This is a genomic window from Alteromonas portus, from assembly GCF_005117025.1.
GTDB classification, from domain to species: domain Bacteria; phylum Pseudomonadota; class Gammaproteobacteria; order Enterobacterales; family Alteromonadaceae; genus Alteromonas; species Alteromonas portus.
On record NZ_SWCO01000002.1, the window covers coordinates 292,755 to 317,995 of the forward strand.

At 45.5% G+C, this 25,241-nt stretch carries 21 protein-coding genes; 11 read left to right on the forward strand and 10 right to left on the reverse strand.

Going from position 1 to position 25,241, the window contains the following annotated elements; all coding sequences use genetic code 11:
• The first annotated feature begins 122 nt into the window (after positions 1 to 122).
• The 5 genes from topA to fdhD all read left to right on the forward strand — a co-directional run bounded on the left by topA (position 123) and on the right by fdhD (position 6,480).
• Positions 123 to 2,777, forward strand: coding sequence for a type I DNA topoisomerase (gene topA, locus E5672_RS05345; RefSeq protein WP_136781250.1), 2,655 nt, complete (start codon positions 123 to 125; stop codon positions 2,775 to 2,777).
• A 140-nt stretch (positions 2,778 to 2,917) separates the two neighbouring features.
• A complete protein-coding gene (locus E5672_RS05350) occupies positions 2,918 to 3,469 on the forward strand; it encodes a DUF2058 domain-containing protein (RefSeq protein ID WP_136781251.1) in 552 nt (183 codons plus the stop codon).
• A 360-nt stretch (positions 3,470 to 3,829) separates the two neighbouring features.
• Positions 3,830 to 4,657, forward strand: coding sequence for a leishmanolysin-related zinc metalloendopeptidase (locus E5672_RS05355; protein WP_136781252.1), 828 nt, complete (start codon positions 3,830 to 3,832; stop codon positions 4,655 to 4,657).
• A 412-nt stretch (positions 4,658 to 5,069) separates the two neighbouring features.
• Positions 5,070 to 5,708, forward strand: coding sequence for a molybdenum cofactor guanylyltransferase (mobA, locus tag E5672_RS05360; RefSeq protein WP_136781253.1), 639 nt, complete (start codon positions 5,070 to 5,072; stop codon positions 5,706 to 5,708).
• Positions 5,698 to 6,480, forward strand: coding sequence for a formate dehydrogenase accessory sulfurtransferase FdhD (gene fdhD / locus E5672_RS05365; protein ID WP_136781254.1), 783 nt, complete (start codon positions 5,698 to 5,700; stop codon positions 6,478 to 6,480). The genes mobA and fdhD overlap by 11 nt, the downstream gene beginning before the upstream one ends.
• 43 nt (positions 6,481 to 6,523) lie before the next feature.
• Here the strand turns inward: fdhD and E5672_RS05370 are convergent, their stop codons facing one another.
• The 4 genes from E5672_RS05370 to E5672_RS05385 form a co-directional block, all read right to left on the reverse strand.
• Entirely contained in the window at positions 6,524 to 8,848 is a 2,325-nt protein-coding gene (locus E5672_RS05370) for an FdhF/YdeP family oxidoreductase (protein WP_136781255.1), read from the reverse strand.
• A 129-nt stretch (positions 8,849 to 8,977) separates the two neighbouring features.
• Positions 8,978 to 9,985 carry a pyridoxamine 5'-phosphate oxidase family protein gene (locus E5672_RS05375; RefSeq protein ID WP_136781256.1) on the reverse strand — a complete coding sequence of 336 codons (1,008 nt, stop codon included), beginning with the start codon at positions 9,983 to 9,985 and terminating at the stop codon, positions 8,978 to 8,980.
• Positions 9,986 to 9,994: 9 nt separating this feature from the next.
• Positions 9,995 to 10,657: a glutathione binding-like protein gene (locus E5672_RS05380; RefSeq protein WP_136781257.1), complete on the reverse strand. Its 663-nt coding sequence runs from the start codon at positions 10,655 to 10,657 to the stop codon at positions 9,995 to 9,997.
• A gap of 53 nt (positions 10,658 to 10,710) precedes the next feature.
• On the reverse strand, positions 10,711 to 11,172 hold the full coding sequence (locus tag E5672_RS05385) for a nuclear transport factor 2 family protein (protein ID WP_136781258.1): 462 nt from the start codon (positions 11,170 to 11,172) through the stop codon (positions 10,711 to 10,713).
• 140 nt (positions 11,173 to 11,312) lie between these two features.
• Between E5672_RS05385 and E5672_RS05390 the strand changes: the two genes are divergently transcribed.
• On the forward strand, positions 11,313 to 12,221 hold the full coding sequence (locus tag E5672_RS05390) for a LysR family transcriptional regulator (protein ID WP_240692167.1): 909 nt from the start codon (positions 11,313 to 11,315) through the stop codon (positions 12,219 to 12,221).
• A gap of 222 nt (positions 12,222 to 12,443) precedes the next feature.
• Entirely contained in the window at positions 12,444 to 12,908 is a 465-nt protein-coding gene (locus E5672_RS05395) for a GNAT family N-acetyltransferase (RefSeq protein WP_136781259.1), read from the forward strand.
• A gap of 205 nt (positions 12,909 to 13,113) precedes the next feature.
• On the opposite strand, the gene E5672_RS05400 is transcribed toward E5672_RS05395, so the two are convergent.
• The 5 genes from E5672_RS05400 to rne form a co-directional block, all read right to left on the reverse strand.
• The gene (locus tag E5672_RS05400) at positions 13,114 to 13,941 is read right to left on the reverse strand and encodes a haloacid dehalogenase type II (RefSeq protein ID WP_136781260.1); all 828 of its coding nucleotides are present in this window, start codon (positions 13,939 to 13,941) and stop codon (positions 13,114 to 13,116) included.
• Between the two features lie 82 nt (positions 13,942 to 14,023).
• Positions 14,024 to 14,701, reverse strand: a complete 678-nt coding sequence (locus tag E5672_RS05405; RefSeq protein ID WP_136781261.1) for a response regulator transcription factor — start codon at positions 14,699 to 14,701, stop codon at positions 14,024 to 14,026.
• 48 nt (positions 14,702 to 14,749) lie between these two features.
• Positions 14,750 to 16,315 carry a sensor histidine kinase gene (locus E5672_RS05410; protein WP_136781262.1) on the reverse strand — a complete coding sequence of 522 codons (1,566 nt, stop codon included), beginning with the start codon at positions 16,313 to 16,315 and terminating at the stop codon, positions 14,750 to 14,752.
• Positions 16,316 to 16,547: 232 nt separating this feature from the next.
• Positions 16,548 to 17,690: an oxidoreductase family protein gene (locus E5672_RS05415; RefSeq protein ID WP_136781263.1), complete on the reverse strand. Its 1,143-nt coding sequence runs from the start codon at positions 17,688 to 17,690 to the stop codon at positions 16,548 to 16,550.
• Between the two features lie 95 nt (positions 17,691 to 17,785).
• Positions 17,786 to 21,235, reverse strand: a complete 3,450-nt coding sequence (gene rne, locus E5672_RS05420; protein ID WP_136781264.1) for a ribonuclease E — start codon at positions 21,233 to 21,235, stop codon at positions 17,786 to 17,788.
• A gap of 814 nt (positions 21,236 to 22,049) precedes the next feature.
• Here rne and rluC point away from each other — a divergent pair.
• Both rluC and E5672_RS05430 read left to right on the forward strand, forming a co-directional pair.
• Positions 22,050 to 22,991, forward strand: coding sequence for a 23S rRNA pseudouridine(955/2504/2580) synthase RluC (gene rluC / locus E5672_RS05425; protein WP_014979112.1), 942 nt, complete (start codon positions 22,050 to 22,052; stop codon positions 22,989 to 22,991).
• A 3-nt stretch (positions 22,992 to 22,994) separates the two neighbouring features.
• Positions 22,995 to 23,702 (forward strand): HAD-IA family hydrolase, encoded by a 708-nt coding sequence (locus E5672_RS05430; protein WP_136781265.1) that lies wholly within the window; start codon positions 22,995 to 22,997, stop codon positions 23,700 to 23,702.
• Between the two features lie 53 nt (positions 23,703 to 23,755).
• Here E5672_RS05430 and E5672_RS05435 read toward each other — a convergent pair whose 3' ends face one another.
• Positions 23,756 to 24,376 (reverse strand): Maf family protein, encoded by a 621-nt coding sequence (locus E5672_RS05435; RefSeq protein ID WP_136781266.1) that lies wholly within the window; start codon positions 24,374 to 24,376, stop codon positions 23,756 to 23,758.
• Positions 24,377 to 24,529: 153 nt separating this feature from the next.
• Here E5672_RS05435 and yceD point away from each other — a divergent pair, with 153 nt between their 5' ends.
• Together yceD and rpmF are read left to right on the forward strand one after the other, a co-directional pair.
• Positions 24,530 to 25,063, forward strand: a complete 534-nt coding sequence (gene yceD / locus E5672_RS05440; protein ID WP_014976324.1) for a 23S rRNA accumulation protein YceD — start codon at positions 24,530 to 24,532, stop codon at positions 25,061 to 25,063.
• Positions 25,064 to 25,066: 3 nt separating this feature from the next.
• Positions 25,067 to 25,237 (forward strand): 50S ribosomal protein L32, encoded by a 171-nt coding sequence (gene rpmF, locus E5672_RS05445; RefSeq protein ID WP_012518206.1) that lies wholly within the window; start codon positions 25,067 to 25,069, stop codon positions 25,235 to 25,237.
• The last annotated feature ends 4 nt before the right edge of the window (positions 25,238 to 25,241 follow it).

The following is a 25,241-nucleotide window of genomic DNA, read 5'->3' on the forward strand; positions in this document are numbered from 1 at the left end:
CCATTCACTTTGTAGATATATGTTAAAAAAGAGCGGGTATCCTATATATAGTGCAAGGTTGCTCCAATTTTCAGAATTTGACGTAAATAGTCATTAAAAATCAATAGGTTTAGTTCAATTATATGGCAAAATCACTGGTCATAGTCGAGTCACCAGCCAAAGCGAAAACGATAAATAAATATCTCGGTAAAAATTTTATCGTAAAAAGTTCGGTTGGCCACGTGCGAGATCTTCCGACGAAGGCATTAGGCAAAGTAGAGCCTAAAAAACCGGCTAAAGAACTCAAAACTTTAAGCGAAGAAGAGCGTCAAGAATATCTTCGCCGTCACGAATATTTGAAGCTTGTAGACAGAATGGGTGTGGATCCAGAGAAAGACTGGAAAGCCCACTATCAAGTGCTACAGGGTAAAGAGAAAGTCGTTAACGAACTTAAAAAGCTTGCTAAAGATGCTGACACTATCTATCTCGCGACCGATTTGGACCGCGAGGGGGAAGCTATTGCATGGCATTTACAAGAGCTGCTAGGTAAAAAAGACAAAACTTACCAGCGAGTGGTGTTTAACGAAATTACTAAAAACGCGATTCAAGATGCGTTCTCAGATCCGGGTGAGTTAAATATCTCCCGTGTTAATGCGCAGCAGGCTCGCCGATTCCTAGACCGTGTCGTAGGCTTCATGGTATCGCCACTTCTGTGGAAAAAAATTGCGCGAGGTCTTTCAGCAGGGCGAGTTCAATCGGTAGCAGTTAGGCTTGTTGTAGAGCGTGAGCGAGAAATTAAAGCGTTTGTACCTGAAGAGTTTTGGGACGTACACGCAGATTTAACCAGCCAGCAAAAAGCGGCACTACGCATGCTGGTAGCAAAGCACCAGGGCAATGCGTTCAAGCCTAAAAACAAGGCCGAGACAGATAAAGCGCTTGCTGACTTAGAAGGGGCTAACTACAAGGTAGAAAGCCGCGAGTCAAAGCCTACGCAAAGTCGTCCTTCTGCACCGTTTATTACTTCAACGCTACAACAAGCGGCAAGTACTCGATTGGGCTTTGGTGTTAAGAAAACCATGATGATGGCACAGCGCCTTTATGAGGCGGGCTACATCACCTATATGCGTACGGATTCAACCAATCTAAGCCAAGAGGCGTTGGACAGTGCTCGTGCGTATATTTCAGATAATTTTGGTGACAAGTACCTGCCTGACTCGCCAAATCGCTACGGCAGTAAAGAAGGTGCGCAAGAGGCGCACGAAGCGATCCGCCCTTCAAACGTAAGCATTAGTGCTGCGAGCTTAGGCGATATGGAACGCGATGCACAGCGTCTTTATGAGCTAATTTGGCGCCAGTTTGTGGCCTGTCAAATGACACCAGCTAAGTATGATGCAACCACCATCAAAGTGGCTGCGGGTGATTACGAGTTGACGGCAAAAGGCCGTGTGCTTAAGTTCGATGGTTGGACTCGCGTTCAGCCTCAGCTTCGCAAAAAAGGCGAAGAAGAGCTTATGCTGCCCGATGTTCAAAAGGGCGATGTGCTTGACTTAAAAGCGCTCGATCCTAAACAGCACTTTACTAAGCCTGTAGCGCGATTCAATGAAGCATCTTTGGTAAAAGAGCTTGAAAAACGCGGTATTGGTCGTCCATCGACTTACGCCAGTATTATTTCGACGATTCAAGATCGCGGTTATGTGCGCTTAGAGAATAAGCGTTTTTATGCCGAGAAAATGGGCGAAATCGTAAACGATCGTCTGATGGAAAACTTCGATGATTTAATGAGCTATGACTTTACTGCCAACATGGAGCAACATCTTGATGATATTGCTGAAGGTAAGAAAGACTGGAAGGACGTGCTCAACGATTTTTACAGCGGCTTCTACGGAAAACTGTTAAACGCTGAGAAAGACCCTGAAGAGGGCGGTATGCGATTGAATCAGGCAGTACCTGCAGGTGTTGAGTGCGATAAATGCGGCCGTGAAATGAACGTGAGAACCGCGTCTACTGGCGTGTTCTTGGGCTGTTCAGGCTACAATTTACCGCCGAAAGAGCGCTGCACGAACACCATGAATTTAACGCCTGGTGATGAAGTCGTGAAAGTGGACGATGAAGAAGAGCTCGAAACAGAAGCGCTTCGTTCGAAAAAGCGTTGTCCTAAGTGCGGCACGGCGATGGACAGTTACCTGGTTGACGAAACCCGTAAACTTCATGTGTGTGGTAACACGCCAACATGTGATGGCACCTTAGTTGAAACAGGCACATTCAAGATAAAAGGCTATGACGGCCCCATTATTGAGTGTGATAAATGTGGCAGCGATATGGAGCTTAAAAACGGTCGATTTGGTAAATACTTCGGCTGCACCAACGAAGAGTGTAAGAATACTCGTAAGCTACTTAGAAACGGCGAAGCTGCGCCGCCAAAAGAAGATCCGGTAGATTTACCAGAGCTTCCGTGTGAAAAGTCTGACGCGCACTTTATGCTACGTGATGGCGCTTCAGGAATTTTCTTAGCGGCGCATAACTTTCCGAAGTCGCGTGAAACTCGTGCGCCGAAGGTGGAAGAGCTTGCTCGCTTTAGAGACAGAATTTCGCCGAAATTCTATTATCTTGCCGATGCGCCACAAACGGACCCTGATGGTAACCCTGCAATAGTTCGATACAGCAGGAAGACCAAACAGCAATACGTGATGTCTGAAAATGACAACGGTAAAGCAACAGGATGGTCTGCGTGGTACGACAATGGCAAATGGCAGGAGCAAGCCGCTAAAAAGCCAGCGACTAAAGCGAAGAAGAAGTAACGCCTTTACTTCGGAAAAAAGGTAACATAGACCTTTAATTGAAATTCACAAGCCCGACATTGTTCGGGCTTGTTACGTAGTTAAAAGACGGTAAACGTCTGCAAAGCGTATCAATAGAATCAGAGTAACAGAGAGTAATTATGGCCTCCTTACAAGACCAACTACTGAAAGCCGGTTTGGCCGATAAAGCGACTGCAAAGCAAGCGCGTGCAGATAAACGCAAAAAACAAAAGCAAAAGAATAAGCAAAAACAACCTATCGTCGATGAAGCGACGATTGCTGCTCAACAAGCGGCTGAAGAGAAAAAAGCGCGCTCACGTGAGCTAAATCAGCTTCAACAGCAAGAGCGAGAGAAGCGCTCTATTGTGGCGCAGGTCAGACAGCTTATTACGGTAAACAAACAACCGCGCAATGGCGAAACCTTACTTAATTTCACTCACGACAACGTCGTAAAACGTATGTACGTAAGTGAAGAAATGCACAAGCAGGTGACGAAAGGTCGTTTGGCTGTTGTATTGTTAGATGACGCTTATGAACTAGTACCAGCCCCCGTTGCTGACAAAATTGCGCAGCGCGACGAGGCTTCAGTTATTTACCGTGCTGATTTAGATAAGAGCGGAGCCGATGGTAAAGACGAAGAAGAAGACGATTGGTATGCCGACTACGAAATCCCGGACGATTTGACCTGGTAGTCTTCCAAAGCTCACCGCCTTTTTTCCTTTAGGTAAATTGGGTGGTGAGTAAGTTTTCCTTGTTTTTATCTGATCTATTCTGCGTTTACATACTTTTCCCAATAGCCAGATCTTAGTTAAACGTACTTAAAGCGAATAAGATTGTAACCCTCTTTATTGCTGGGGTTATAAATCAAATAACTGTTTTACTGTAAATTTTCTTGATTTTTTCTTTCGGACGTTCTTATCTGAGCCGTTACACACTAATTCTCAAAAAAACATTGCACCTCAACTTTCTAGTCTATAGTTATTAAAGCGCATAAGTATCGCTAGCGATAATTATTAGCATAGCGTGCTGTTTCTCAACTCTGGAGGGAAGCCATGAAAGGTTTACCGAAGCTGGTGTTAAGTGTCGTAGTATCATTGTGCATGTCACTGCCTTCACATGCAGGGCTATTCAATATCTCTATCAATAATCTTGGTGGGCTGACGCCTTCACAATCCAGTGCATTTGATGATGCCATAGCGTATTGGGAAACTTACTTAACAGGCGTTCAGAGCGTGTTCGATCACAGTATTGTTATAGACGCGAGTGGGACTTCGATTGATGGTGTGGGCGGAATATTGGGCAGCGCAGGACCAACAAGTATCACTCAGCTTGCCGACAGTCCTTTTGTTTATGCGAACAAAGGCCGCATGCGATTCGATACAGCAGATCTTAGTAATATGGAAAATAGCGGTACGCTTTTTGACGTCATTGTGCATGAGATGGCCCATGTTATCGGGTTTGGAACCTTATGGACGACGGACTTTTTCATTGCGGGTAGTCAATCGAACTACGTCACGAATTCGGGACGATACACAGGGGAGTACGCATTAGAAATATACCGCAAAGAGTTTGTAGAAGATGCTGAGTTTATTCCAGTTGAACTCGGCGGTGGAGCAGGTACTGCAAACAGTCATTGGGATGAGCCTTGGCCTGGTGGTTCTTCTGACTTAATGACCGGCTATTTGGGACCATATCCAATTACATTAAGTGATACTACGGTTGCTTCTTTTGCTGATATTGGCTATTTGACCAACGTAACGCATTCGGTGAGTGAAGCTACAACAGTATGGCTGTTCTTACTTTCCATAGGGCTTGTTGTTATTCGACATCGTCAAGACCCAGATATACGTCTTTTAAAACTGTCTTCGATGAACGTTTAGCCGCGTGGGCGCGTTAGTGAATATGAAGCCTTGGGGCTAAGTCTCTGCTTAGCACAACAAGCATTAGTAATGGTTTTTTATCAGTAGGGCCATATTTTTCCTTCCGTATTTTTCTTCTAACTTCAAATCATGGGTTTAGCGTACTTACAAGTTCTGTACTCCATTGGTAGAATCATTAATGAACCTATCTATCACAATGAAGGTATTGATTTTTGGATATTTTCCAACATCGGTTTATGATTGGGCTTGAGGATACGCAGCACTTCACCAAAGCAGTCAAAATATGCAATGTGGCACAATTTCACTTTCTTCAGACTTCAATGGGTAACGGCGGGCCCCGCACTTCCACTGCAAAGCCGTATTTTGAGTTGTAAAAAATAGATGAGGATTTTCGTCAAAAAGGGCGCATGCAATGAATAAAGTAAACACCAAGCTTATCGGATTAGTGCTTGCGGGTGGCCAATCGCGCAGAATGGGGCAAGATAAGGCGCTTATGCGTTACAAGGGCCGCACTCTCATCGATACGGCTTGTTTACTTTTACAGGCAGCAGGTTGCGAAGAGGTGTTAATTAGCCGCAACGAACCAGGCTTTTTAAATGATATTATTGAAGATGCCGGTCCGCTTAGCGGAGTACATGCTGTTTTAGACGCACTATCTAAATCTGATATTCACAATGGCAACCGCTGTGAACTGCTTGTTCTTCCCGTAGATATGCCACAGATGACGCCAGAGCTTTTGGCAATGTTAGTTTCACTGGGGAGGAAATCAGAAGGCGCATGTTATGTAGAGCATCGGTTCTTGCCTTTTTATTTGCCTGTTAAGCAGGATACCAAAGCCCTTTTAGCCCGCTATTTAGTTGAGCAAAGTAAAAGACGAGTGGTAGGGTTTTTAGAAATTCTCAATGCGGTTTCTCTTAAAGAAGCTGACCTCAAAAAAGCATTAGGAAAAGATGAGGGCGATAACAAAAAGCGTCTTGCAAATACGTCCAATGAAGATGACCAAGAATGGTTGAACGTAAATTCTCCCGGTGATTGGCCTAATGAAAAGTAACATTGAACAACATGCATTGGTTTTAGATGCTGCCCCTTATACTCAAAAGTTTGCCCTTGCCGAAGAAGTCGCTTTAAGCATTAGTTATAACGGTATTAATTACGCCGTAATGCTGATAACCCCTAACGACATTGAAGATTTCATTGTTGGCTTCAGTTTGAGTAATGACATTATCGAACATCCCCGCCAGCTTTACGGTATTGAATTGACGCATCACAAAGAGCACATCAATGCTGAAGTTGAAATTGCCAATCAGGCGTTTTGGAAGTTAAAGGAAAATAAACGGCAAGTGGCGGGGGCGTCAGGCTGTGGACTATGTGGCGTTGAGGCGTTAGACAACGCCTTGCCTCAATTAACACCTATTGATGCATCACCTTTACCAGATGTAAGCTGGTTTAAAGGTTTGCGTGGCCTTATAACCAATGCTCAAGCAATAGCGCAACAGAGTGGTGCAGTACATGGTGCGCTTTATATTGATGCCAAGCGCAATGTTTTGGCCTGCAGGGAAGACATAGGAAGACATAATGCTTTTGATAAATTAATTGGCGCTATTACCACCAACAAGCTCTTTCAAGTTGAAGGTATTGTTGTGCTTACAAGTCGCTGTAGTGTAGAGCTGGTTCAAAAAGCGATAAGAGCTAAACTTCCCATACTGGTAACGCTCTCAGCCCCCACAGCGTTATCAGTAAAATGGGCAAGTCAGTATGGTGTATCCTTGATCCATGTACCTAAGTTCGACCCCCCGAGAGCTTATGTTCCACACGCTGGTTAATGTGCCCCTGGCCTATATGTGCGAGGGGCCGATATATACAGGTTTACACCGCAGAGACCGCTATTGTGCCATCTGTCTTAGACTTCGAAAGTTTGATTGCGATAAATTTCGACGTTGGTGTGAACGTGCCATCACCGTAGCTTTCTAGCGGTACTAGCGGATTGGTTTCGGGGTAATACGCTGCTGCTTGGCCCGGCGGTATATCATAAGCCACCAACATAAACTGTTTAACTTGGCGAGTTTTGCCATCGTTCCACATTGATGTAATATCGACCTTATCGCCATCGTTAAATCCTAACCTCTTAATATCACGTTCATTGACAAACAGCACGTCTCGCGCGCCAAATACGTTTCTGTAACGGTCATCCATACCATAAATGGTTGTGTTGTACTGATCGTGTGAGCGTAGTGTTTGTAAAATGAGGTCCGGCTCTTCGCCTTTCGCAATTAGGTCAGCATTTAACAGTGAATCTGGCAGAGCATTAGCAGCAAACTCAGCCTTCCCCGATGGCGTAAACCAGCGTCGCTCACTCGCAGCATTGCCTAGGTGAAAACCACCTGGGTTAGCGAGTTTGCTATTGAAGTCTGTAAAGCCTTCAATGGTGTCGGCAATCAGATCACGTATATTGTCGTAGTCGCTTATTAAGAAGTCCCAGTCTACCGGCGTGTTGCCTAATGTCGCCTTCGCAATACCAGCAATAATAGCAGGTTCAGAACGAAGTTCGGGCGAGCTTGGCGGAAGTTGGCCATATGAAATGTGGACCATTGAAAATGTATCTTCAACGGTTACGCCTTGTTGTCCGTTAGCCTGCATGTCGATTTCAGTGCGCCCCAAGCAGGGTAAAATAAGTGCGTCTTTACCTGTAGTTAGGTGAGAGCGATTCAACTTGGTAGCGATATGTACCGTTAAGTCGCATTGTGATAGCGCGGCATGGGTGCGCGGCGTATCTGGCGTCGCCTGAGCGAAATTACCGCCTAAGCCGATGAAAACTTTAGATTTTCCACTTTCCATAGCCTGAATTGCTTGAATGGTATTGTGACCTCTTTCTCGAGGTACGGTGAAGTTAAACTTGTTCTCTAGTGCGTCGAGCAAGGCTTTAGGCGGTACTTCGTTAATACCCACGGTTCTATCCCCCTGCACATTACTGTGGCCCCGAACGGGAGAAAGCCCTGCACCTGGCTTACCCACGTTTCCTCGTAGTAACTGAATATTCACTATTTCCTGCACCGTAGCGACAGAGTGCTTGTGCTGTGTAATTCCCATTGCCCAACACATGATCACCCGTTCTCCACGTTTATACATGGTAGCCGCGTGGCGTATTTCGTCTTTTGATAAGCCGCTCTGCGTTTCAATATGCTCCCAGCTCGTCGCTTCAACTTCAGTTAGATAGTCATCCATGCCGTTGGTATGTGCATTAATAAAGTCGTGGTCGAATACGGGTGGAGCATTGTTCGCTTTGGCTTCGTGTTCCCAGGTCAGCAACCATTTAGCAATGCCGCGCATAACCGCCATGTCTCCGCCAAGTGCTGGTCTGAAGTAAGCGGTATTGGTTGGGGTTGAGCCATTAGTTAACATCTCAAGGGGATGCTGAGGGTGTTGAAACTTTTCTAACCCGCGCTCTTTTAGCGGGTTAAAGCAAACTACCTGAGCGCCTCTTCTAACGGCGTCGCGCAGCGGCTCTAGCATGCGAGGGTGGTTAGTCCCGGGGTTTTGACCTATAACAAATATGGTATCTGCCTTTTCAAAGTCGTTAAACGTGACCGTACCTTTACCCACACCTATGGTGGGTTTCATCCCTTGGCCTGACGCTTCGTGACACATATTAGAACAGTCGGGAAAATTATTGGTGCCAAATGCGCGTACAAATAACTGGTATAAATAGGCGGCTTCGTTACTCGCCCGCCCAGAGGTATAAAATTCTGCTTGGTGAGGTGAAGGTAAACCATTTAGATGTTTAGCGATAAGTGCAAAGGCATCGTCCCATGATACGGGTTCATAGTGATCAGTCTGAGCATTGAAGCGCATAGGGTGTGTGAGTCTACCTTGTGATTCTAACCAATAGTCAGTGTGCTTCTTGAGTGAACTTACTGAATGGTTTGAGAAAAACGCAGGGTCAACATAACGGCCCGTAGACTCCCAATTCACCGCTTTAGCACCATTTTCACAGAACTTCACTAATCCGCTTTCTGGCGACTCACCCCAAGCACACCCTGGGCAGTCAAACCCTTTGTCTTGGTTGGTTTTGAGCATGGCTCGCAAATTTTTAAGCGGCTTTTCGCTTTGCAGCCAGCTTTGGGTTACGCTTTTTAAAGCGCCCCATCCGCCCGCGGGTTTGTCGTAAGTTTTGATGTTGCGCTTATCACTCATATTCTGCCCCTGTGCTCGCGCGGTTGTTTGCTCATGTATGTAAGACCTAGTAGCAAAGCACCTTAACCATTTTTAAATGCTGTTCCAATTAATTACGCCGACTAAATTATAGGGTTCATCAATTTTACGTTATTTCCAGTCGCCAGTCTGAAGTGCGTAGGGAGACATTTCAGTTATTTCATGGGAGTAGGGGTAAATTCCCGCAATGTGTGTAACCGATATTACCGATAAGGACACAAAACGTTCCGCACCTTTAAACACAGCAGCTTTAGAATCAATCGGTTCGACTTTAGCTTTTGCTTTGACGAAAAAAAGATCACCTGTTTCATTATCCCAAAATAATATACCTACACGAGGGTCTAATAAGATGTTACCCAAAGTATTAAAAAACTTATTACCGCTGAAGTCAGGGAAGTTTATCGTATTTCCCTTCACGTTAATAAAGCCGGGTTTCCCTCCTCTGTGAGAGACATCCAACCCTTCGTTTGCCTCTTGTCCCAGAGAGTTATGTCGTGAAGCAATAAAAAAGGTTTCGGCGCTTTCTATTGTTGAGAGTGCTCTGGCGTTAATTGAATTTGTCGTCGTAGAAGTCATATTGACGTCGTCAGATAAGTTACTATCTAACTGTTCATCTATGGCAAGTCGTCGCTTTTTTGTCGTGTTTCGTTTATGAATATACTGAGGGCAGTTTCCGAAACTCTGATCAACCAATACTGTAAGGTTTCCATCAGTTGCGTGGCTTATCGTCCCGTTTAGTCGATTTCTGCGTCTTGTAGCATATTCAATCCCTACTATGCCGATTTTGCTTCCTGCTATTACATCTAAGTTCAATGCGTTTTCTATCATGTTTAAGACTTCATCAGGCAGGTGAAACCTCAACTGAGTGGGAGAGGGGCTTTCAATTACGTCATCGTCTCCCCAAATTGGGATGGCTATAGGGTAGCCTTCGTCATCTACTAAGGCTAAGACGGTGAACGGACAGGACGTAAAGAACTGCCTGTGTTGCTCTGGCATGTAGCTACGGATAAAACCATTGGTCCGCTCGCCTATTTCCTTATCGATACCCAGCTTCTTTTGCAGAGCGATTTCACCGTGGTGAAACGCAGGGTTTATTGACGATAACCTAGGTAGTGACATAACGACCTCTTAATTTCGAGCCGGGGCAATATCTGATGATGGCATTGGAACAAACCCGTTTAGGCTCTCTATAGCCTTTAGCCACTCAGTTATGTGAGGATACCCATCCAGCGATATACCACCTTCAGGGGCGTGAGCCATGTACGAATACATTGCGATGTCTGCTGCGGTGACGTGATCACCTACTAAAAATGTACTTCTTGAATTCGATAAATGTGCTTCCATGTTAGTAAGTAATGTAACGCTGGTGGCTATAACTGAGGGGACATGAATGGTTGCGCCAAATACGTATTCTAATCGGGCGGCGGCAGGCCCTTTAGCAAGTTCACCTGCTGAGACAGAGAGCCAGCGTTGAATAAGCGCTTTTTCTTTAGCGTCCTTCCCTAGCCAATAGTCACTGTCTGCGTATGCGTGGATCAAATAAATAAAAATGGCATTAGAGTCAGCCAAAGTGATATCGCCGTCTGTTATCACGGGGACTTGTTTGAAAATGTTGAGTGCACTAAAGCGCTCACTTTTGTGCTCGCCATTGGTCATGTCAGGTTCAATGGTTTTATAGGGAATGGCGTTAAGCGACATAAATAGCGAAACTTTATGACAGTGGCCAGACTTAGGGTTTTGAATCAAAGTAATAGGGCTTTTAGGCATCACTTTACTTGTTGGGTTCGTCACGGATTTTTTCCTTGCTGTAAAAATGGCTAAGTGCTTGGTGTTATTAACAATGCTTAAAGCTCAAGCTCGGACAGAGTGGGAAAATCGTCAGGGCGTCGTTCGCCATCCCACGTGAACTTTCGGTCACTTTCTGAAATAGGATGTTCGTTGATACTGGCAATACGTTTTTCCATCAGGCCATCAAGGTTGAACTGCCAATTTTCATTCCCGTAAGCTCTATACCATTGTCCGGAATCATTTTCATATTCGTACGCAAAGCGCACCGCTATGCGGTTTTCGTTGAAGGCCCATAGCTCTTTTACTAATTTATAGTTGAGCTCTTTATTCCACTTTCTCGTTAAGAAACTCACTATTTGAGCTCGTCCCTCAATAAACTCTGCGCGGTTGCGCCATCGACAGTCAAAGGTGTAAGCACCTGCAACCTTTACCGCATCTTTGGTGTTCCATGCGTCTTCGGCAAGGCGCACTTTCTGCGCGGCGGTTTCAGGTGAAAATGGTGGAAGGGGTGTTCTCATTGCTATCTCCTGCTAATGTTTGGCTGCCTTGTAAAACGACAGTCAGAAAAAAATGTAAAAGCTGATTGCGATAATAGAGCTTTCCTTTTAGTTAATAATTGGCTATTTTTGAAATTTATAATTTCATAGAGTGAAATAATATGGACAAGCTTCTGTGCATGCGAGTATTTGCCGAGGCTGCTAAGTCGGGAAGCTTTGTTGGTGCTGCAGATGCGATGTCGATGTCAGCACCCGCGGTTACTCGCTGTATTGCACATTTAGAGGCAAAGTTAAATACTCGGCTTTTTCATCGCACAACGCGACAAGTGAAATTAAGTGAAGTTGGTGAACATTACCTTGTTCATGTTTCACGTATACTGGCAGATATTGAGCAAAGTGAAGCTGCTGTGTCTGGAATTGACTTGGCGCCAAGGGGGGAGCTCAATGTCACGGCACCCATTTTATTCGGCGAGCGTTATGTAACGCCCATTATATCCCAATTCCTTAAGGACTATCCTGACATTAGGGTTAACGGTCATTTTCACGACGATGTGGTAAATTTAATCGATAGTAATATTGATGTAGCAATACGTATAGGTAACCCGAAAGACTCTTCTCTTTATGGAGTTACGGTGGGATACATACGTCGTGTGACCTGTGCTGCACCTAGCTACCTGGCAAATAGACCTGCCATAAAAAAGCCAGAAGATTTAAAACAGCATAGCGTGCTGTATCCTACGCGCTTTAACGAGCCAGCGGTATGGACGTATCACCAAAACGGCAGACCTATTGCTATTAAGCTCACGCCTCGTTTTCAATCTAACCAAAATAGAGCGGCAATTAACGCCGCGATTGCAGGCGTTGGGGTTGTGCGGCTGATGTCTTATCAAGTAGCTGAAGCGCTTAAAAGTGGTGAGTTGGTCAGTTTGTTAGAAGATGTGGAAGATAAAAAACTGCCTATACAGGTGGTAAGTGTTGAAGGGCGCAAGAACCTCACTAAGGTGAAAATGTTCATTGAATATGTAAAGGCAGGGTTGGCTAACAACGAGTATCTTAGCCTTAGTGCCTGAATAATTCAGAATATCTTGACCTACGTGTGCAGCATAAATTCAAAGTGTATCGTTAGTCAAATGGGTTGCGTTACATTAATCCAATCGTTATCTTCGCTACGGTCCTAAAATTAGGATGTTAATAACAACGGCTTTGAAATTCGTTTAAACCAACAAAGGTCTTTCGAAGCGCTTATTCAAGGCGCTACTCAAACGTTAATAATCTAAATTCATCGAGGCAACATGGTTTCTTGGCAATCACTCACTTTTAATGAACTGACTAATCATCAACTCTTCGACTTACTCAAGCTGCGTGTCGATGTTTTCGTTGTTGAACAAAACTGTGCCTATCCTGAGCTTGATGAAAAAGACCGTCATCCGGAAACACGCCATTTAATGGGGTTTCAAGACAACAAATTGGTGGCGTGTGCACGATTACTTGGCGAAGGGGTAAGTTATCCATCGGTCAGTATCGGCCGAGTGGCTACCAGCGAAACCTTCAGAGGGAAGGGGGCTGGTAAAGCGCTTATGCGTGAAGCTCTTGATCATTGCGAGGCGCTATGGCCGGGCTGTGATATTGAAATTGGCGCGCAAGAATATTTAAAAGGCTTTTATGAAAGCTTTGGGTTTGAAGCCACGTCGACTATGTACTTGGAAGACGATATTCCCCACATCGATATGAAAAGAGCAGGTATGGCGAAAGCCTAGCTCGAAAAATCGGTTGGCATAACTTTATACCAGTCCGCATAGATAATTACCCACTCAGCGAGCAATGAACTATGCGGATTGGTATTAGCTTTGGCTCAGGTGTTTTGCCTGAGTATTAAGCCAGGTTGTTTGTGCGTGCCAACCAATAAGCTGTGCTTTTTAGTGCACTTTGATACTACCTTGATACCTTATTAGACCCTAACGCTTATTTTGCATCCGGTAGTTGAGATACCAGTTCATCTAGCCCACTTACTACAGTGTCAGGCGCTATTGCTAACGGATAAAGTACTTTGCCTGGACGTGCAATAAATGCGGCTTGCCAGCCAGCTTGCTTAGCACCAGCAATATCCCAGCCATGTGCCGCCACTAGCATAGCGTCTTCTGCTGCTATCCCCATTTTTTCAATAGCCCACTCGTAAGTACGTGTATCGGGCTTGTACAGATTGATGTCTTCTACACTGAGTCGCTCGTCGAAGTAAGATAAAAGATCAGCATTCTTAAATTGGGTATAAACGCCTTGATTAGACGAGTTGGTTAAGCTTACGAGTTTATAGCCTTTGTCTTTAAGTGCCTGCAAGCCATCGCGCACGTCAGGGTGGGGCGGAAGGCTTCGCAATGGCGTAACGATTGCCGTTTTGGCTTGCTCTTGGGTCAATTCGATACCTTCAATTTCCGCGACCATAAGCAGTGAGGCAACGCCAATTTCTCCAAAGGTATGGAAGCGACCTGTTGTTGAATCGACCAGTGAATGATGCAGCATGGTAGAAAACCACAGCGGCAATAAATCATCTCGACCACCCAAGGCTTCACCTACCGAGCTCCGCATGGCCGTAAGGTCAAGTAAAGTCTCATTAACATCGAAAAAGATAACTTTTGGTGCTCTTAATTCGCTCGTAGACATTGCCATGTTTTTAGCCGACTGAACTGCTTCAGTGGTGTCTGTCTGAGCGAAGACAGGTGAAGACACTAGGCTGAGACCTACAGCTGTTGCGCAACATAGTTTTGAAAGTAATGAGAACGGTGAGCGAACCATAATTATCCTTAATAAAGTTTTGAACGAGTGTTCAAGATAGGCGGGATAACCCATGAATGCAATAGCTAATGAGACGAAACGGCTATTTTCTGGTGGTCAACCGATAGCCGTTACCTCGCAGGGTTTCAATAAATATGGCATCACTGCTGTGAAGCTTTTGTCGCAGCCTACTGATATATACATCAACAACATTCGTTAGCGGGTCGCTGTGGCTGCGCCATACTCGACTTAAAATCCGTTCTCGAGACAGCACTTTTTCCGCATTTTCGGCAAAATAATAGAGCATGTCGTATTCTAGTTTGGTAAGTGTAATCTCTTCCCCAGACAATGTTGCAATACGTGACTCGTCATCGATGTTTAATGGTCCGATAGTGAGGCCTAATTGGGTAACCGGTGTATTTGTTGCTCTTCTGCTTAAGGCCGTTATGCGAGCAAGCAGTTCGTCGAAGTCAAATGGCTTGCACAAATAGTCATCCGCGCCTTGTTTCAAACCATTCACACGCTCGCGCACTTCGTCCACCGCGGTTAGCAACAAAACCATAGGGGCATGGGGAAGCGATTTGATTGCGGGCAGTAGCTCTACGCTATCTTCATCACCAAACATGCGATCTAGCACAATAATAGCAGGGCTTTCGTGGCGAATGCGCGTGACTAAGTTGTGTAATGCCGATTCTTCGATACATTCGAAACCTTCAGCGCTTAAGCCTCGTGAAAGAAAGCGTAGTAAGGGAGCTTCGTCATCAGCAATAAGAATTTTCATTGTTGTTATAATCCTAACCGTTCGATGTTATGTAATATTAGAATTGATTTAACGGGCCCCTAGGTCATCTAAAACCGGCAGCGACAACGTAAACTGTGAGCCTTTACCTAACGTAGAATGCGCACTTAACCTACCATGGTGGGCTTCTGCAATGGCTTTAGCGATGGACAGACCTAGCCCCATTCCATTGCCTTTGCGCTTTAACCTAACGAAGCGTTCAAAAACGTGCTGCAAATCACTTGAAGAAATGCCTTCACCGCTATCAATAACCGATACATTGATATTCAAGCCCTCGCTTTCAACGCGCAGCACAATGGGCGTATCAGGATAAGAATATTTGTGCGCGTTTTCGATAAGAATAGTCAGTACCTGTGCAATTCTGTCTTTGTCGATGAGTACCTGCACGTCATTTATGGCAAGCCATTCAAGGTTTAAATCTCTTGGCTTTGTGAGTTTTTGCCACAACGCCATGTGTTGCGTAAGCAGATTATGTAAGTCCGATTTAACTAAATCTACGGTAAATTCGTGCATCTCGGCACGTGCTAGCAGCAGCAAATCATCAACTAACTTACTTAAGTTCACGGCTTGCTCAAGTATGGTTTCTAGCGTTTCTTTATAAATCTCGTTGCTAGCTGCGGCCTGCCTTAGAGTTACCTGCGCTTCGCCGCGAATAATGGTTAACGGCGTGCGCAATTCGTGACTAACATCAGCCATAAACTGCCGTCGCTTTGCGTCTAGCTGAGTGAGTTTATTGTTGGCTTCTTTTAACGCCCGTGTTCGGCTTTCTACCTCAAACTCTAAGTGCTTGCGATGGGCATCAGCCTGATCTTCGTGTTCCTGTAAACGCGCAATCATGGAGTTTAGGGCTTTTACCAAGTCGGTGAATTCGCTATCTAAAGTTTCAGGCAATCGATAGTGATAGTTACCTGATGCTATGGCATCGGTACCTGTGCGAATGACTGTAAGTGGCTGATACAATGCATTAAATAGCCAATAGCAACCTAACAGAATGAAAGGGCAGGTGATAAGCCCTAAACTTATAGTAAACCACACAATGCTGGTGTTTAGCGTTTCAATGCTAGCGTTAATGCGCGATACAACGCCTGTCTGGCGGTTTACAGCAGAGTTGATGGCTTCCCTAAACTGGTTGTCTATAGTCACTTCTAATAGTGTTTGAAGGCGCTGTTGTTGATTAAGCGGAGTACGGTCGTTGCTTAGGGCAATTGCTCTAAACTCTTTCACAATGCTTTGTATAAGCGCCTCTAGTTCGTCAGTATCTTCTACACTTCCTAATGTTGCCTCAAGCCCTAGTGCTTCGCGTTGATCAAGTTCTAGCGACTTTATTCGGTTCAGCGAGTTTTCAATTTGTTGTTGCTTGTTGCGCACTTTCGCCTGGTTCGCATTCTTTCCAAAAATAAGCTCGTCGGTAAGCTGCTTAAAAAGCCGATAGGAAATGCTTGATAATTGTTGGTGCTCTGACAATAGCGACTGAGCGAGTTGTGCTTGGGCTAAGTTTGTGCGTGTTAAATGGGCCGAAACGGCTGCGCTTGCCAATGCAATTAACAAGATAAATGTGGACAGTAGCCCAAAGAGGTAAAGTTTACGTTTGTACATGGCAGCGACGTTATGATTATTTTTCACTATATACGCTAAGCTTTATGTAATGGTGCAGTTTCGTACTAATTAAAAACGGCAAGCGCTAGGGAGTTAAACAATAAGCGGCTAGCCGTTTAGTGCATGACAAACAGAAGGTTGAAAAGGGCTATGCACGGAAAAAAGATCGCGAAAAAGGAGTGTATTTATAAAAGTACGAGCCTGATCAGGCGTAATATGAAAACGTGAACGTTTAGCCGTTACGCGCTAGCACGGACAAGGCAATATCTGTTTGATATTGAAGCTCTTCATCTATTTTCCAGTGTTCAGGGCTCCAACCCGCTAAGAACCGATAAAAGTCAGCGCAGGCAAAGGAATACAAATACTTCCATTCAGCAATGATTAGCGCAATATCAGCACGCTTAAAACAAGCTGAATGATCATTGTTAGACAGTCGAGCGTGTAGCGCACCTTCGAGGGCTTGAAAGTAGGTATTAAGCAAAGCATCACGATGCTTCATGTGGGTTTGGGTTGACAGGGCACTGCCCAAAAAATACGCCACGTCTTTTATGCCTGCGCCATAACCTACATACTGAAAGTCGACGGCTGCACAGTCAGAAAAATCGTTGGTAAAACAAAAGTTAGCCACTTTAGCATCGCCGTGCACCAAAGTGTGATAGTTAGCGTCGCCTAATGTGGTAGCTATAGCGACAGCATTTTGCTTTAGTAATCCATCTGACATGGCGTGGAACTCGTCTTTACGGGTTGCCAAGTGCCAATAAGTGCCCTCAGGCCATAACTGTATATTTCGGCTATCAAATTCATCTTTTACATTCAGAAAACGCGCGTGAAAGTTGGCTAGCCATTTTAGAACAGTGTTGCATTGCGCAGCGGTAAGCGAAGATGCGGTGCGAGAGTAACCACTGTGCGCCAAGTCTTCCATAACAAGAAGGGAGGCTTCACCTTGTTGACTGTGCCCTAGGTATCTAGCTGTACGACAAGAGGTGTCAGTTTGCTTTTGGAGGTTGCTGTAAAAACAATTCTCTACCTTAAAAGATTGACACTTGCGGTTGTGACTAGCCTCACCATTCCAGCCTTTAGGGTGCGAGAGTTTGCTTGGCGGGGTAGCACATTTTACGACTACCTTAAGTGCTGCTTTATCGTCACCTTTTTGCACGCTAATTGGCTTTCTTTGAGCTTGGTTATGTTGGCTTCCCTGAAAAGAGCTATTCCTGTCGTAGCCCTTTGAAAAAGTATTATTTGGATAGTCTAAAGTGGCACGAAAGCAAGCACCGTAGCCACTCCAAAGTGGCTGGATTAGTTGGGTATCTAATACCTGCACGTTACACACTTGGCTTAACCAATCGATATATTGCTGGTTTACCGTGTCTGACATTCTATTCTCAACTTGGATTCATATTTAAAAGCACACTAACAAACAAAAAAGCCGCTCGGAAGCGGCTTTTACGTCAAGTTGCTGGTAGCAGAAAACTATTCAGCCACTGCTTCGACTTCCACAACTTCATCAACTGATTGAGGAAGCGTAGTTGCCGCTGAAGCGCGCGACGTAACGTGCGACATAGCCGCAGTTTTACCCGATACTGCGAGTGCAGGTCGTGTTTCGTCGGCTTTAGCGGTAAGCGCTACATCAACAAACGCGTCGTTTACTGATGTTGGCAATGCCATAGGGTGCGATGCACCACGCTTACCTTTGCCACTTGCTGCTAGACTAGTAGAAGGCGCTGCTTTTTCGCTTGCTACTGGTGCCTCTGCTTTCGCTTCTTGTGCTGGTGCTTCAGGTTCTGCATCAACAGGTGCGTCAGCCAAGTTTATTTCAACTTGCTCTGGCGATGCTGCTGCTTCATCTTTAGCTTCTGGCGCCGTGGCTTCATGCGCAGTATCAGCTTGCGTTGCTTTGCCTTCAACTGCAGGTTCGGCTTGTGCTGCTGGTGCCTTCTCTTCGGTGCTGCTTTCTTGCACAGAAGTTTCGGTCGCTTTAGCCGATTCAGCTTCAGTCGTCGCAGTGTCGCCCGCTGACGTTGCCTTTTCAGTTGAATCAACAGGTTCTGCTGAAGTTGCTTCTTCCGTAGAAGGCTTTTCGTCCGCTGAAGCTTTATCGTCCGCTGAAGCTTTATCGTCCGCTGAGGGCTCTGTTCCCACTGAAGGCTCTGTACCCGCTGAAGGCTCTGCATCAAACTGAAGTTCGTCTTGAACAGCTTCAACATCAAGCTTAGCTTTTTCTTGCTTATCTTGTTTAGAAACTGGTTGCTCGTCGGCCGGTGCTAGTTGTCCAGGCTCTTGCGCTTGTGTTTCTTCAACAACCGGTGCTTCTGTTTTGGCTGTCGCTTTAACTTCAGTTTCCGCCTGCTGTGGTGACAGCTCACCAGGTTGTTTAGCTTGCGTTTCTGTATCGTCAACTTGCTGTGACTCTTTCTTACGACGTTGACCTGCTGCGCGAACGTGACGTGGAGAGCGGCGTGAACGGCCACGACCTTCACGTTTTTGACCTTGCTCTTCATTATTAGCGTCGGTATTTGCATCAGTACCGTCAACAGTATCGCTAGTTACTAAAGATGAGTCATCTTCACCCTTCGCAGCATGGGATACTGGCTTTGCTTCAACAGGTTTTTCAGCTGACTTTTTCTCTGCTTTCACTGTTGGCTTTTGCGCATCTTGCTTCGGCTCTGCTGTGCTTTCAACCGCAGCGTCTGCTTTCGGCGCTTTAGGCTTGGCATCTGCCTTAGCTTTGTGTTGCGACGGCGCTTCTTTAACTACTGGCGCAGCCTGAGCTTCGTTTTGTTCAACAGTAGTTGCCCCGTTGTCATCTTTCTTCACACGGACGCTGCGGCGCTTGTCACGACGTTTTCTGCGCTCAGCAACTTCACGCTTCTTCTGCGCTTGGTTTTCTTGCTGCTCGCCATCTTGCTTCTCGTGCTTAGGCTTTTGTTGCTCATCGCGAGGTTGTTGTGCCTTGCGAGGCTTACGACCTTTGTTATTGCGCTTATCATCTTGATCTTGACGCTGGTCTCGCTGCTGATCGCCGCGCGCTTTGCGGTTATCATTCTGCTCACCATCGCGATTTTGGTCTTTACCTTGGTCTCTGTTTTGAGACTGATTGCCACGACGATTATTCTTGTTGCGCGGCTTGCGGCGACGATCGTCGTTATTGCGGCTGCGGTTGTTTCTATTTTTGTTACCAGACTGTGGCTTTTTGTCCTTATTGGTTTCTTCTTCGCTTTCGCTACCAAATAAATCGCTAATCCACTTACCAAATCGAGCAAATAGCGAAGGCACATCGTCGGCTTTCTTCGCTGGCTCTTCTTTTGGCGCTACAACAGGCGCAGCCGTTGGCGCAACAAGGCCCTTAAGTGCTGGCTCTTCGCGCTTAACCGGTGCAGAAGTCGTCGCTTCCGTCTCAGCTTCTACCGCAGGCATTAGCTCTACGTCATAGCTCGCTTCCGAAACCACGTCATCCGGGCGTCTACGCAACACTTGGTAATGAGGTGTATCTAGATTTGCGTTAGGAATTAGCAGTAAATCAACGCCGTGGCGTTTTTCTAGAAGCTGAATAGACTTACGCTTCTCGTTAAGTAAGTACGTCGCTACCGGAACAGGTAATTGCGCTTCAATTTGCCCCGTATTCTCTTTAATGCTCTCTTCTTCCAGAATACGAAGAATAGACAATGCCAATGACTCAGTGCCACGAATGGTACCGTGACCAGAACAGCGAGGGCACACATGGTGTGCAGATTCACCCAGTGAAGGGCGTAAACGCTGACGGGACATTTCAAGAAGACCAAAGCGAGAAATACGACCCAGTTGAACTCGTGCTCTGTCGCTTCTTACCGCGTCTTTCATGCGGTTTTCAACTTCACGTTGGTGACGTACTGGCGTCATATCAATGAAGTCGATTACTACCAATCCGCCTAGGTCGCGAAGGCGCAGCTGACGGGCAATCTCGTCTGCCGCTTCTAGGTTTGTGTTAAGCGCTGTTTCTTCAATGTCACCACCCTTAGTTGCGCGGGCAGAGTTGATATCAATAGAAGTTAGGGCTTCTGTTGGGTCGATAACAATTGAGCCGCCAGACGGTAAACGCACTTCGCGTTGGAAAGCAGACTCAATTTGGCTTTCGATTTGGTAGTGACTGAATAATGGTACTTCACCACGATAAAGCTTTACACGGTTTGCGAAGTCAGGGCGCACTAGTTGAATGTGCTGTAACGCTTGCTCGTAAATACTGGTTTTATCGATAAGAATTTCGCCAATATCGCGACGTAGATAGTCACGAATAGCGCGTACAATAACGTTACTTTCCTGATGAATTAAGAAAGGCGCTTCGCGCTGTTCAGCTACCTCAGAAATCGCTTCCCAGTGTTTAAGCAAGACTTTTAAATCCCACTCTAACTCTTCGTAAGATTTACCTACACCGGCAGTACGAACGATCAAGCCCATACCTTCAGGAAGGTCTAATTTGCTTAGTGATTCTTTTAGCTCTGTGCGCTCATCGCCTTCAATACGGCGAGAGATACCGCCAGCGCGAGGATTATTTGGCATAAGTACCAAATAGCTACCCGCAAGCGATAGGAAAGTGGTTAACGCAGCGCCTTTTTGGCCACGTTCTTCTTTGTCAATTTGAACAATAACTTCTTGGCCTTCTTTGATCACATCTTTGATGTTTGGGCGGCCTTCAAATTTGTAACCTTTAGGAAAGTAAGTGCGGGCAATTTCTTTAAGGGGTAGGAAACCGTGACGCTCTGCGCCGTAGTCAACGAAAGCAGCTTCTAAGCTTGGTTCAACGCGGGTAATTTTACCTTTGTAGATGTTCGCTTTTTTCTGTTCGTGCCCTGGGCTTTCAATATCTAAATCGTACAACCGTTGCCCATCAACAAGGGCAACGCGCAACTCTTCTTGCTGAGTTGCATTAATTAACATTCTTTTCATTGTATCTAACTCTGTTTTTAGTACAGCCGTTAAGACACAAAATTAAAGTGACATGTGCAAACCCTCACCGCGCAACCTCACGGCTGGACGGGGACTTTGTTGTATCGTCGCATTATCCCTGGTGGTTGACCATGTTAGCGCCGTTTTTAGCACTCAAATTCAATTGAATTTGCTTGTGTCTTATTTTCAGACAAATTCTCAAGCAAATCACTATGGCCACACTGCTTTAAGGATGTCGGGAGCGACTAGCCCTTATTACTGTATTCTTTTTTACAAGCAATCTTATTTGCTTGCGTGTCATTTAATTCTGTTAGTTAACGGCAAACTTATTTTATGTTCGCAAGCAATGGCGGTTGCTTTATCACGGCAGTGTAGTCGTTGCCTCTCTAGCTTGGTTGGCCTGAAAAATAATTTTCATTGCGGATGCTACCAACGCGAACGCCATACTTTTTCGTTTTACAAGTTTGAGCAGCATCGTCATTCTTTATAGATTGCTATCTCTTTCTTGATTGTTGTTTTTATAACGCTGAGTTTCACGTTTTTGAAAGGGGCTTTGTTTTACCACTTACCTTCAAAAACTAATATGTGAATAATACCGTCCAAAAAACGTCGTTAATTATCGCACCAAAACTGCAATTTTAGCAAGGAAAGCAAGTGAATAAATTGTGTATATCTTTTACATGTAGGCAGACTACAGAGTTTGCCGACATAAAGAAAAACTGCCTTTGAGCAAAATTACAGCGATAAGCGCTTTTTTCAAATATTTATCACTTTCAATTAGCCCAGAGAAATACCAATGAGGTATACTCTGGGCATGAAAGAAGAAGCTCCCCAAAAAGTACGATTTGTAACGGTTGAAGCCGACTTGGCTGGTCAACGTATCGATAATTTTTTACGCACCCAATTAAAAGGTGTGCCGAAAAGCATGATTTATCGCATTTTACGCAAAGGTGAAGTGCGGGTGAATAAAGGTCGTGTTAAGCCTGAATACAAGTTACAAGCCGACGATTTAATCAGAATTCCACCGGTTCGCGTGTCGGAAGGTGCACCTGCGCCATCACCTAAGCTCGATAAAATTGCATCATTAGAGTCGCATATCCTTTTCGAGGACGACCGTATACTTGTTATCAACAAGCCATCGGGAATGGCGGTTCACGGGGGAAGCGGCTTAAGCTTTGGTTTAATTGAAGGCTTAAGAGCCTTGCGTCCTGATGCCAAGTTTATGGAGCTGGTTCATCGATTAGACCGTGACACCTCAGGTTGTATTTTAATTGCAAAGAAGCGTTCTGCACTTCGCCATATGCATGAGCAGCTTCGCACTGGCAAAATGGACAAGCGATACAATGCGCTGGTTGCAGGTGAATGGCCTAAAACTCGATTTAAAGTTAAGGCGCCGCTTCGTAAAAATGTGCTGCAATCGGGTGAGCGCATGGTGAGTGTAAGCGACGATGGTAAACCGTCAGAAACGCGTTATCGCATATTAGAAGAATACGCCGGGGCTACCTTAGTTGAGGCGTCGCCTATTACGGGTAGAACCCACCAAATTCGCGTTCACTGTTTGCATGCAGGTCACCCTATTGCTTGTGACCCAAAATACGGTGATGCAGATTTTGACGCGGCAATGCGCCAAAAAGGGCTGAATAGACTGTTCCTTCACGCTCGCAGTATTTCACTGCTGCATCCAGCGACTGAAGAGCGCGTTACTTTTACCGCGCCGTTAGACGACACCCTCTCAAATACACTTAAAGCGCTGTAAAATATGCATTCAAAGAACCAGGCCGTGGAAACACAGCCTTTCACTTCGTTAGATGAAAAACTACCTAAGTACAAACTTGTTATCTTTGATTGGGATGGCACGCTCATGGACTCGGCTGCGAAAATCGTCAGCTGCATGCAGCTTGCCGCAAAGCAGTGCGATATGCCTGTTCCTACGTACGACGAAGTAGGCCACATTATTGGTATAAGTTTAAAGCCTGCCATTAAACAGCTTTTTAATATTGAAGATGATGAGTTAGCCGAGCGTTTAGTCGCCGCCTATAAAGAGGCGTTTGTTACCCGTGATACAAAGCCGTGTCCTTTGTTTGATGGCGTTGAACAGTTACTTAGCAATTTGAAAGAAGCGGGATGCACCTTAGCCGTTGCGACAGGTAAAGCGCGCCGAGGTCTTGATAGAGCGTGGGCACAAACAGGAACGGGACCTTTCTTTAGTGCGTCACGCACCGCCGACGAGGCAGAATCAAAACCTTCGCCCGACATGCTGCTGCAGTTACTTGATGAACTGGGCTATGAAATAAAAGATGCCGTGATGATTGGCGACACAACCTACGACATGCAAATGGCGAAAACGATTGGTATGGATAGAATAGGGGTCTCATACGGTGTGCATGCGCAGGTTCATTTAGAAGCGTTGTTACCTGTGGCACTTGTGCACTCTATAAGTGAACTAGAAACAGCGCTACTTAAATAGCGCTGTTTTTATTAGAGCTACTTTGATAGTGCTGCTCTTACAGAATTAGTGGCTTACTGTGCAGCCATTGCTAATAAATCCACATCGAAGTGTGCGCCCAGTAATTCATTTAACAGCATTATAGGAAGACCTATTAAACTGTTAGGGTCACGGCTCTCTATTTTATCGAACAGTAGTACGCCTAAACCTTCGCTTTTAAAACTGCCGGCGCAATCAAGTGGTTGCTCTTTATCTACATAGGCGCGAATGGCAGCTTCACTATTATGGCGAAAGAAAACGCGTGTTTCATCTACCTGCGTTATCGTTTTATTGGCGCTAGGCTGATAAAGGCAAAGTGCAGTATAAAATGACACTTGCTTACCTTGGCATGCAAGTAGCTGGTTTACTGCATTTTCGAACGTACCTGGTTTGCCTAGTAGCTGCGGGCCCGCATCGGTTTGTACCAAAGCCACTTGATCGCTACCAATAATAATGGTGTCGCTATTTACTCTTTCTAATTCAGCGGCAACCTTGTGCGCCTTTTGTTCGGCCAAACGTAAACTCAATGCCGTAGGACTTTCGTTTGCAAAGGGCGTTTCGTCAATATCTGGTGCGTGGGTGTCTACCTGAATACCAATGTTGGCAAGTAACATTTTTCGGTATTGGGATGATGAGGCGAGAACAAGGGAGGCCACAATTACTCCTTTTATAAAATCAACATGTTGCGTACTTTCAGTTAATAGCGCAATGTTACATTATCACAGCGTGCGACATACAGTGTTTTATTATAGGTTAAAACGCAATTTTGCTTTGACAGGAAGGGGTTGACCCTATATCATGCGCGCCCTATGCAGAAAGTGAAACTCCCTCATTCGGTTGAACCGACTAAAAGTGCCATGAAACGTTCCGATTACCGGGGCGTGATTGCGTCTAAAGATATGGAACGATTGAGTGAAGCAGTTGTCCGATGCAATGACTATGTGGACGCAGAAGTACAGTTCGAAAAAGACGCGCAGGGTCTTACTGTCTTTCACGGCCATCTAGCCACGCAGGTAACACTTATCTGTCAAAGGTGTAATGGTGAACTCGATTATCCCGTGGAAGCGGAATTCTGTTTTACTCCAGTGCAGGGAGAAGAGCAGGAAAGCGATGACATCATTCCCGAGGCTTACGAACCGGTAGAGGTCAACGACCACGGAGAAGTTAATCTGCTTCAAATTTTTGAAGACGAGCTACTGTTATCTTTGCCAATTGTGCCCCTTCATGCAGAGTCGGAGTGTACAGTGAAGCAAGACGATATGTCGTTTGGAAAGATTGAACCGGAACAAGAGCGACAAAACCCTTTCGCGGTTTTGAAAGAACTTAAGCGAGACCAGGAGTAAGTTATGGCAGTACAACAAAATCGTAAAACGCGTTCTAAGCGCGGTATGCGTCGCTCACACGATGCATTGACAGGCGCGACTTTGTCTGTCGATTCAACGTCGGGCGAAACTCACCGTCGTCACCACGTGACCGCTGACGGTTATTACAAAGGCAAGAAAGTAATCGGCGCGTAATACG

What these genes read in the sequence shown, in the direction of transcription:
- E5672_RS05400 (WP_136781260.1), bottom strand. Translation starts at nt 13,941, where the DNA reads ATGGTTCGCTCACCGTTCTCATTACTTTCAAAACTATGTTGCGCAACA.
- yceD (WP_014976324.1), top strand. Translation starts at nt 24,530, where the DNA reads ATGCAGAAAGTGAAACTCCCTCATTCGGTTGAACCGACTAAAAGTGCC.
- E5672_RS05355 (WP_136781252.1), top strand. Translation starts at nt 3,830, where the DNA reads ATGAAAGGTTTACCGAAGCTGGTGTTAAGTGTCGTAGTATCATTGTGC.
- fdhD (WP_136781254.1), top strand. Translation starts at nt 5,698, where the DNA reads ATGAAAAGTAACATTGAACAACATGCATTGGTTTTAGATGCTGCCCCT.
- rpmF (WP_012518206.1), top strand. Translation starts at nt 25,067, where the DNA reads ATGGCAGTACAACAAAATCGTAAAACGCGTTCTAAGCGCGGTATGCGT.
- mobA (WP_136781253.1), top strand. Translation starts at nt 5,070, where the DNA reads ATGAATAAAGTAAACACCAAGCTTATCGGATTAGTGCTTGCGGGTGGC.
- E5672_RS05370 (WP_136781255.1), bottom strand. Translation starts at nt 8,848, where the DNA reads ATGAGTGATAAGCGCAACATCAAAACTTACGACAAACCCGCGGGCGGA.
- E5672_RS05410 (WP_136781262.1), bottom strand. Translation starts at nt 16,315, where the DNA reads ATGTACAAACGTAAACTTTACCTCTTTGGGCTACTGTCCACATTTATC.
- E5672_RS05405 (WP_136781261.1), bottom strand. Translation starts at nt 14,701, where the DNA reads ATGAAAATTCTTATTGCTGATGACGAAGCTCCCTTACTACGCTTTCTT.
- E5672_RS05350 (WP_136781251.1), top strand. Translation starts at nt 2,918, where the DNA reads ATGGCCTCCTTACAAGACCAACTACTGAAAGCCGGTTTGGCCGATAAA.
- E5672_RS05415 (WP_136781263.1), bottom strand. Translation starts at nt 17,690, where the DNA reads ATGTCAGACACGGTAAACCAGCAATATATCGATTGGTTAAGCCAAGTG.
- E5672_RS05430 (WP_136781265.1), top strand. Translation starts at nt 22,995, where the DNA reads ATGCATTCAAAGAACCAGGCCGTGGAAACACAGCCTTTCACTTCGTTA.
- E5672_RS05390 (WP_240692167.1), top strand. Translation starts at nt 11,313, where the DNA reads ATGGACAAGCTTCTGTGCATGCGAGTATTTGCCGAGGCTGCTAAGTCG.
- E5672_RS05375 (WP_136781256.1), bottom strand. Translation starts at nt 9,985, where the DNA reads ATGTCACTACCTAGGTTATCGTCAATAAACCCTGCGTTTCACCACGGT.
- topA (WP_136781250.1), top strand. Translation starts at nt 123, where the DNA reads ATGGCAAAATCACTGGTCATAGTCGAGTCACCAGCCAAAGCGAAAACG.
- E5672_RS05385 (WP_136781258.1), bottom strand. Translation starts at nt 11,172, where the DNA reads ATGAGAACACCCCTTCCACCATTTTCACCTGAAACCGCCGCGCAGAAA.
- rne (WP_136781264.1), bottom strand. Translation starts at nt 21,235, where the DNA reads ATGAAAAGAATGTTAATTAATGCAACTCAGCAAGAAGAGTTGCGCGTT.
- rluC (WP_014979112.1), top strand. Translation starts at nt 22,050, where the DNA reads ATGAAAGAAGAAGCTCCCCAAAAAGTACGATTTGTAACGGTTGAAGCC.
- E5672_RS05395 (WP_136781259.1), top strand. Translation starts at nt 12,444, where the DNA reads ATGGTTTCTTGGCAATCACTCACTTTTAATGAACTGACTAATCATCAA.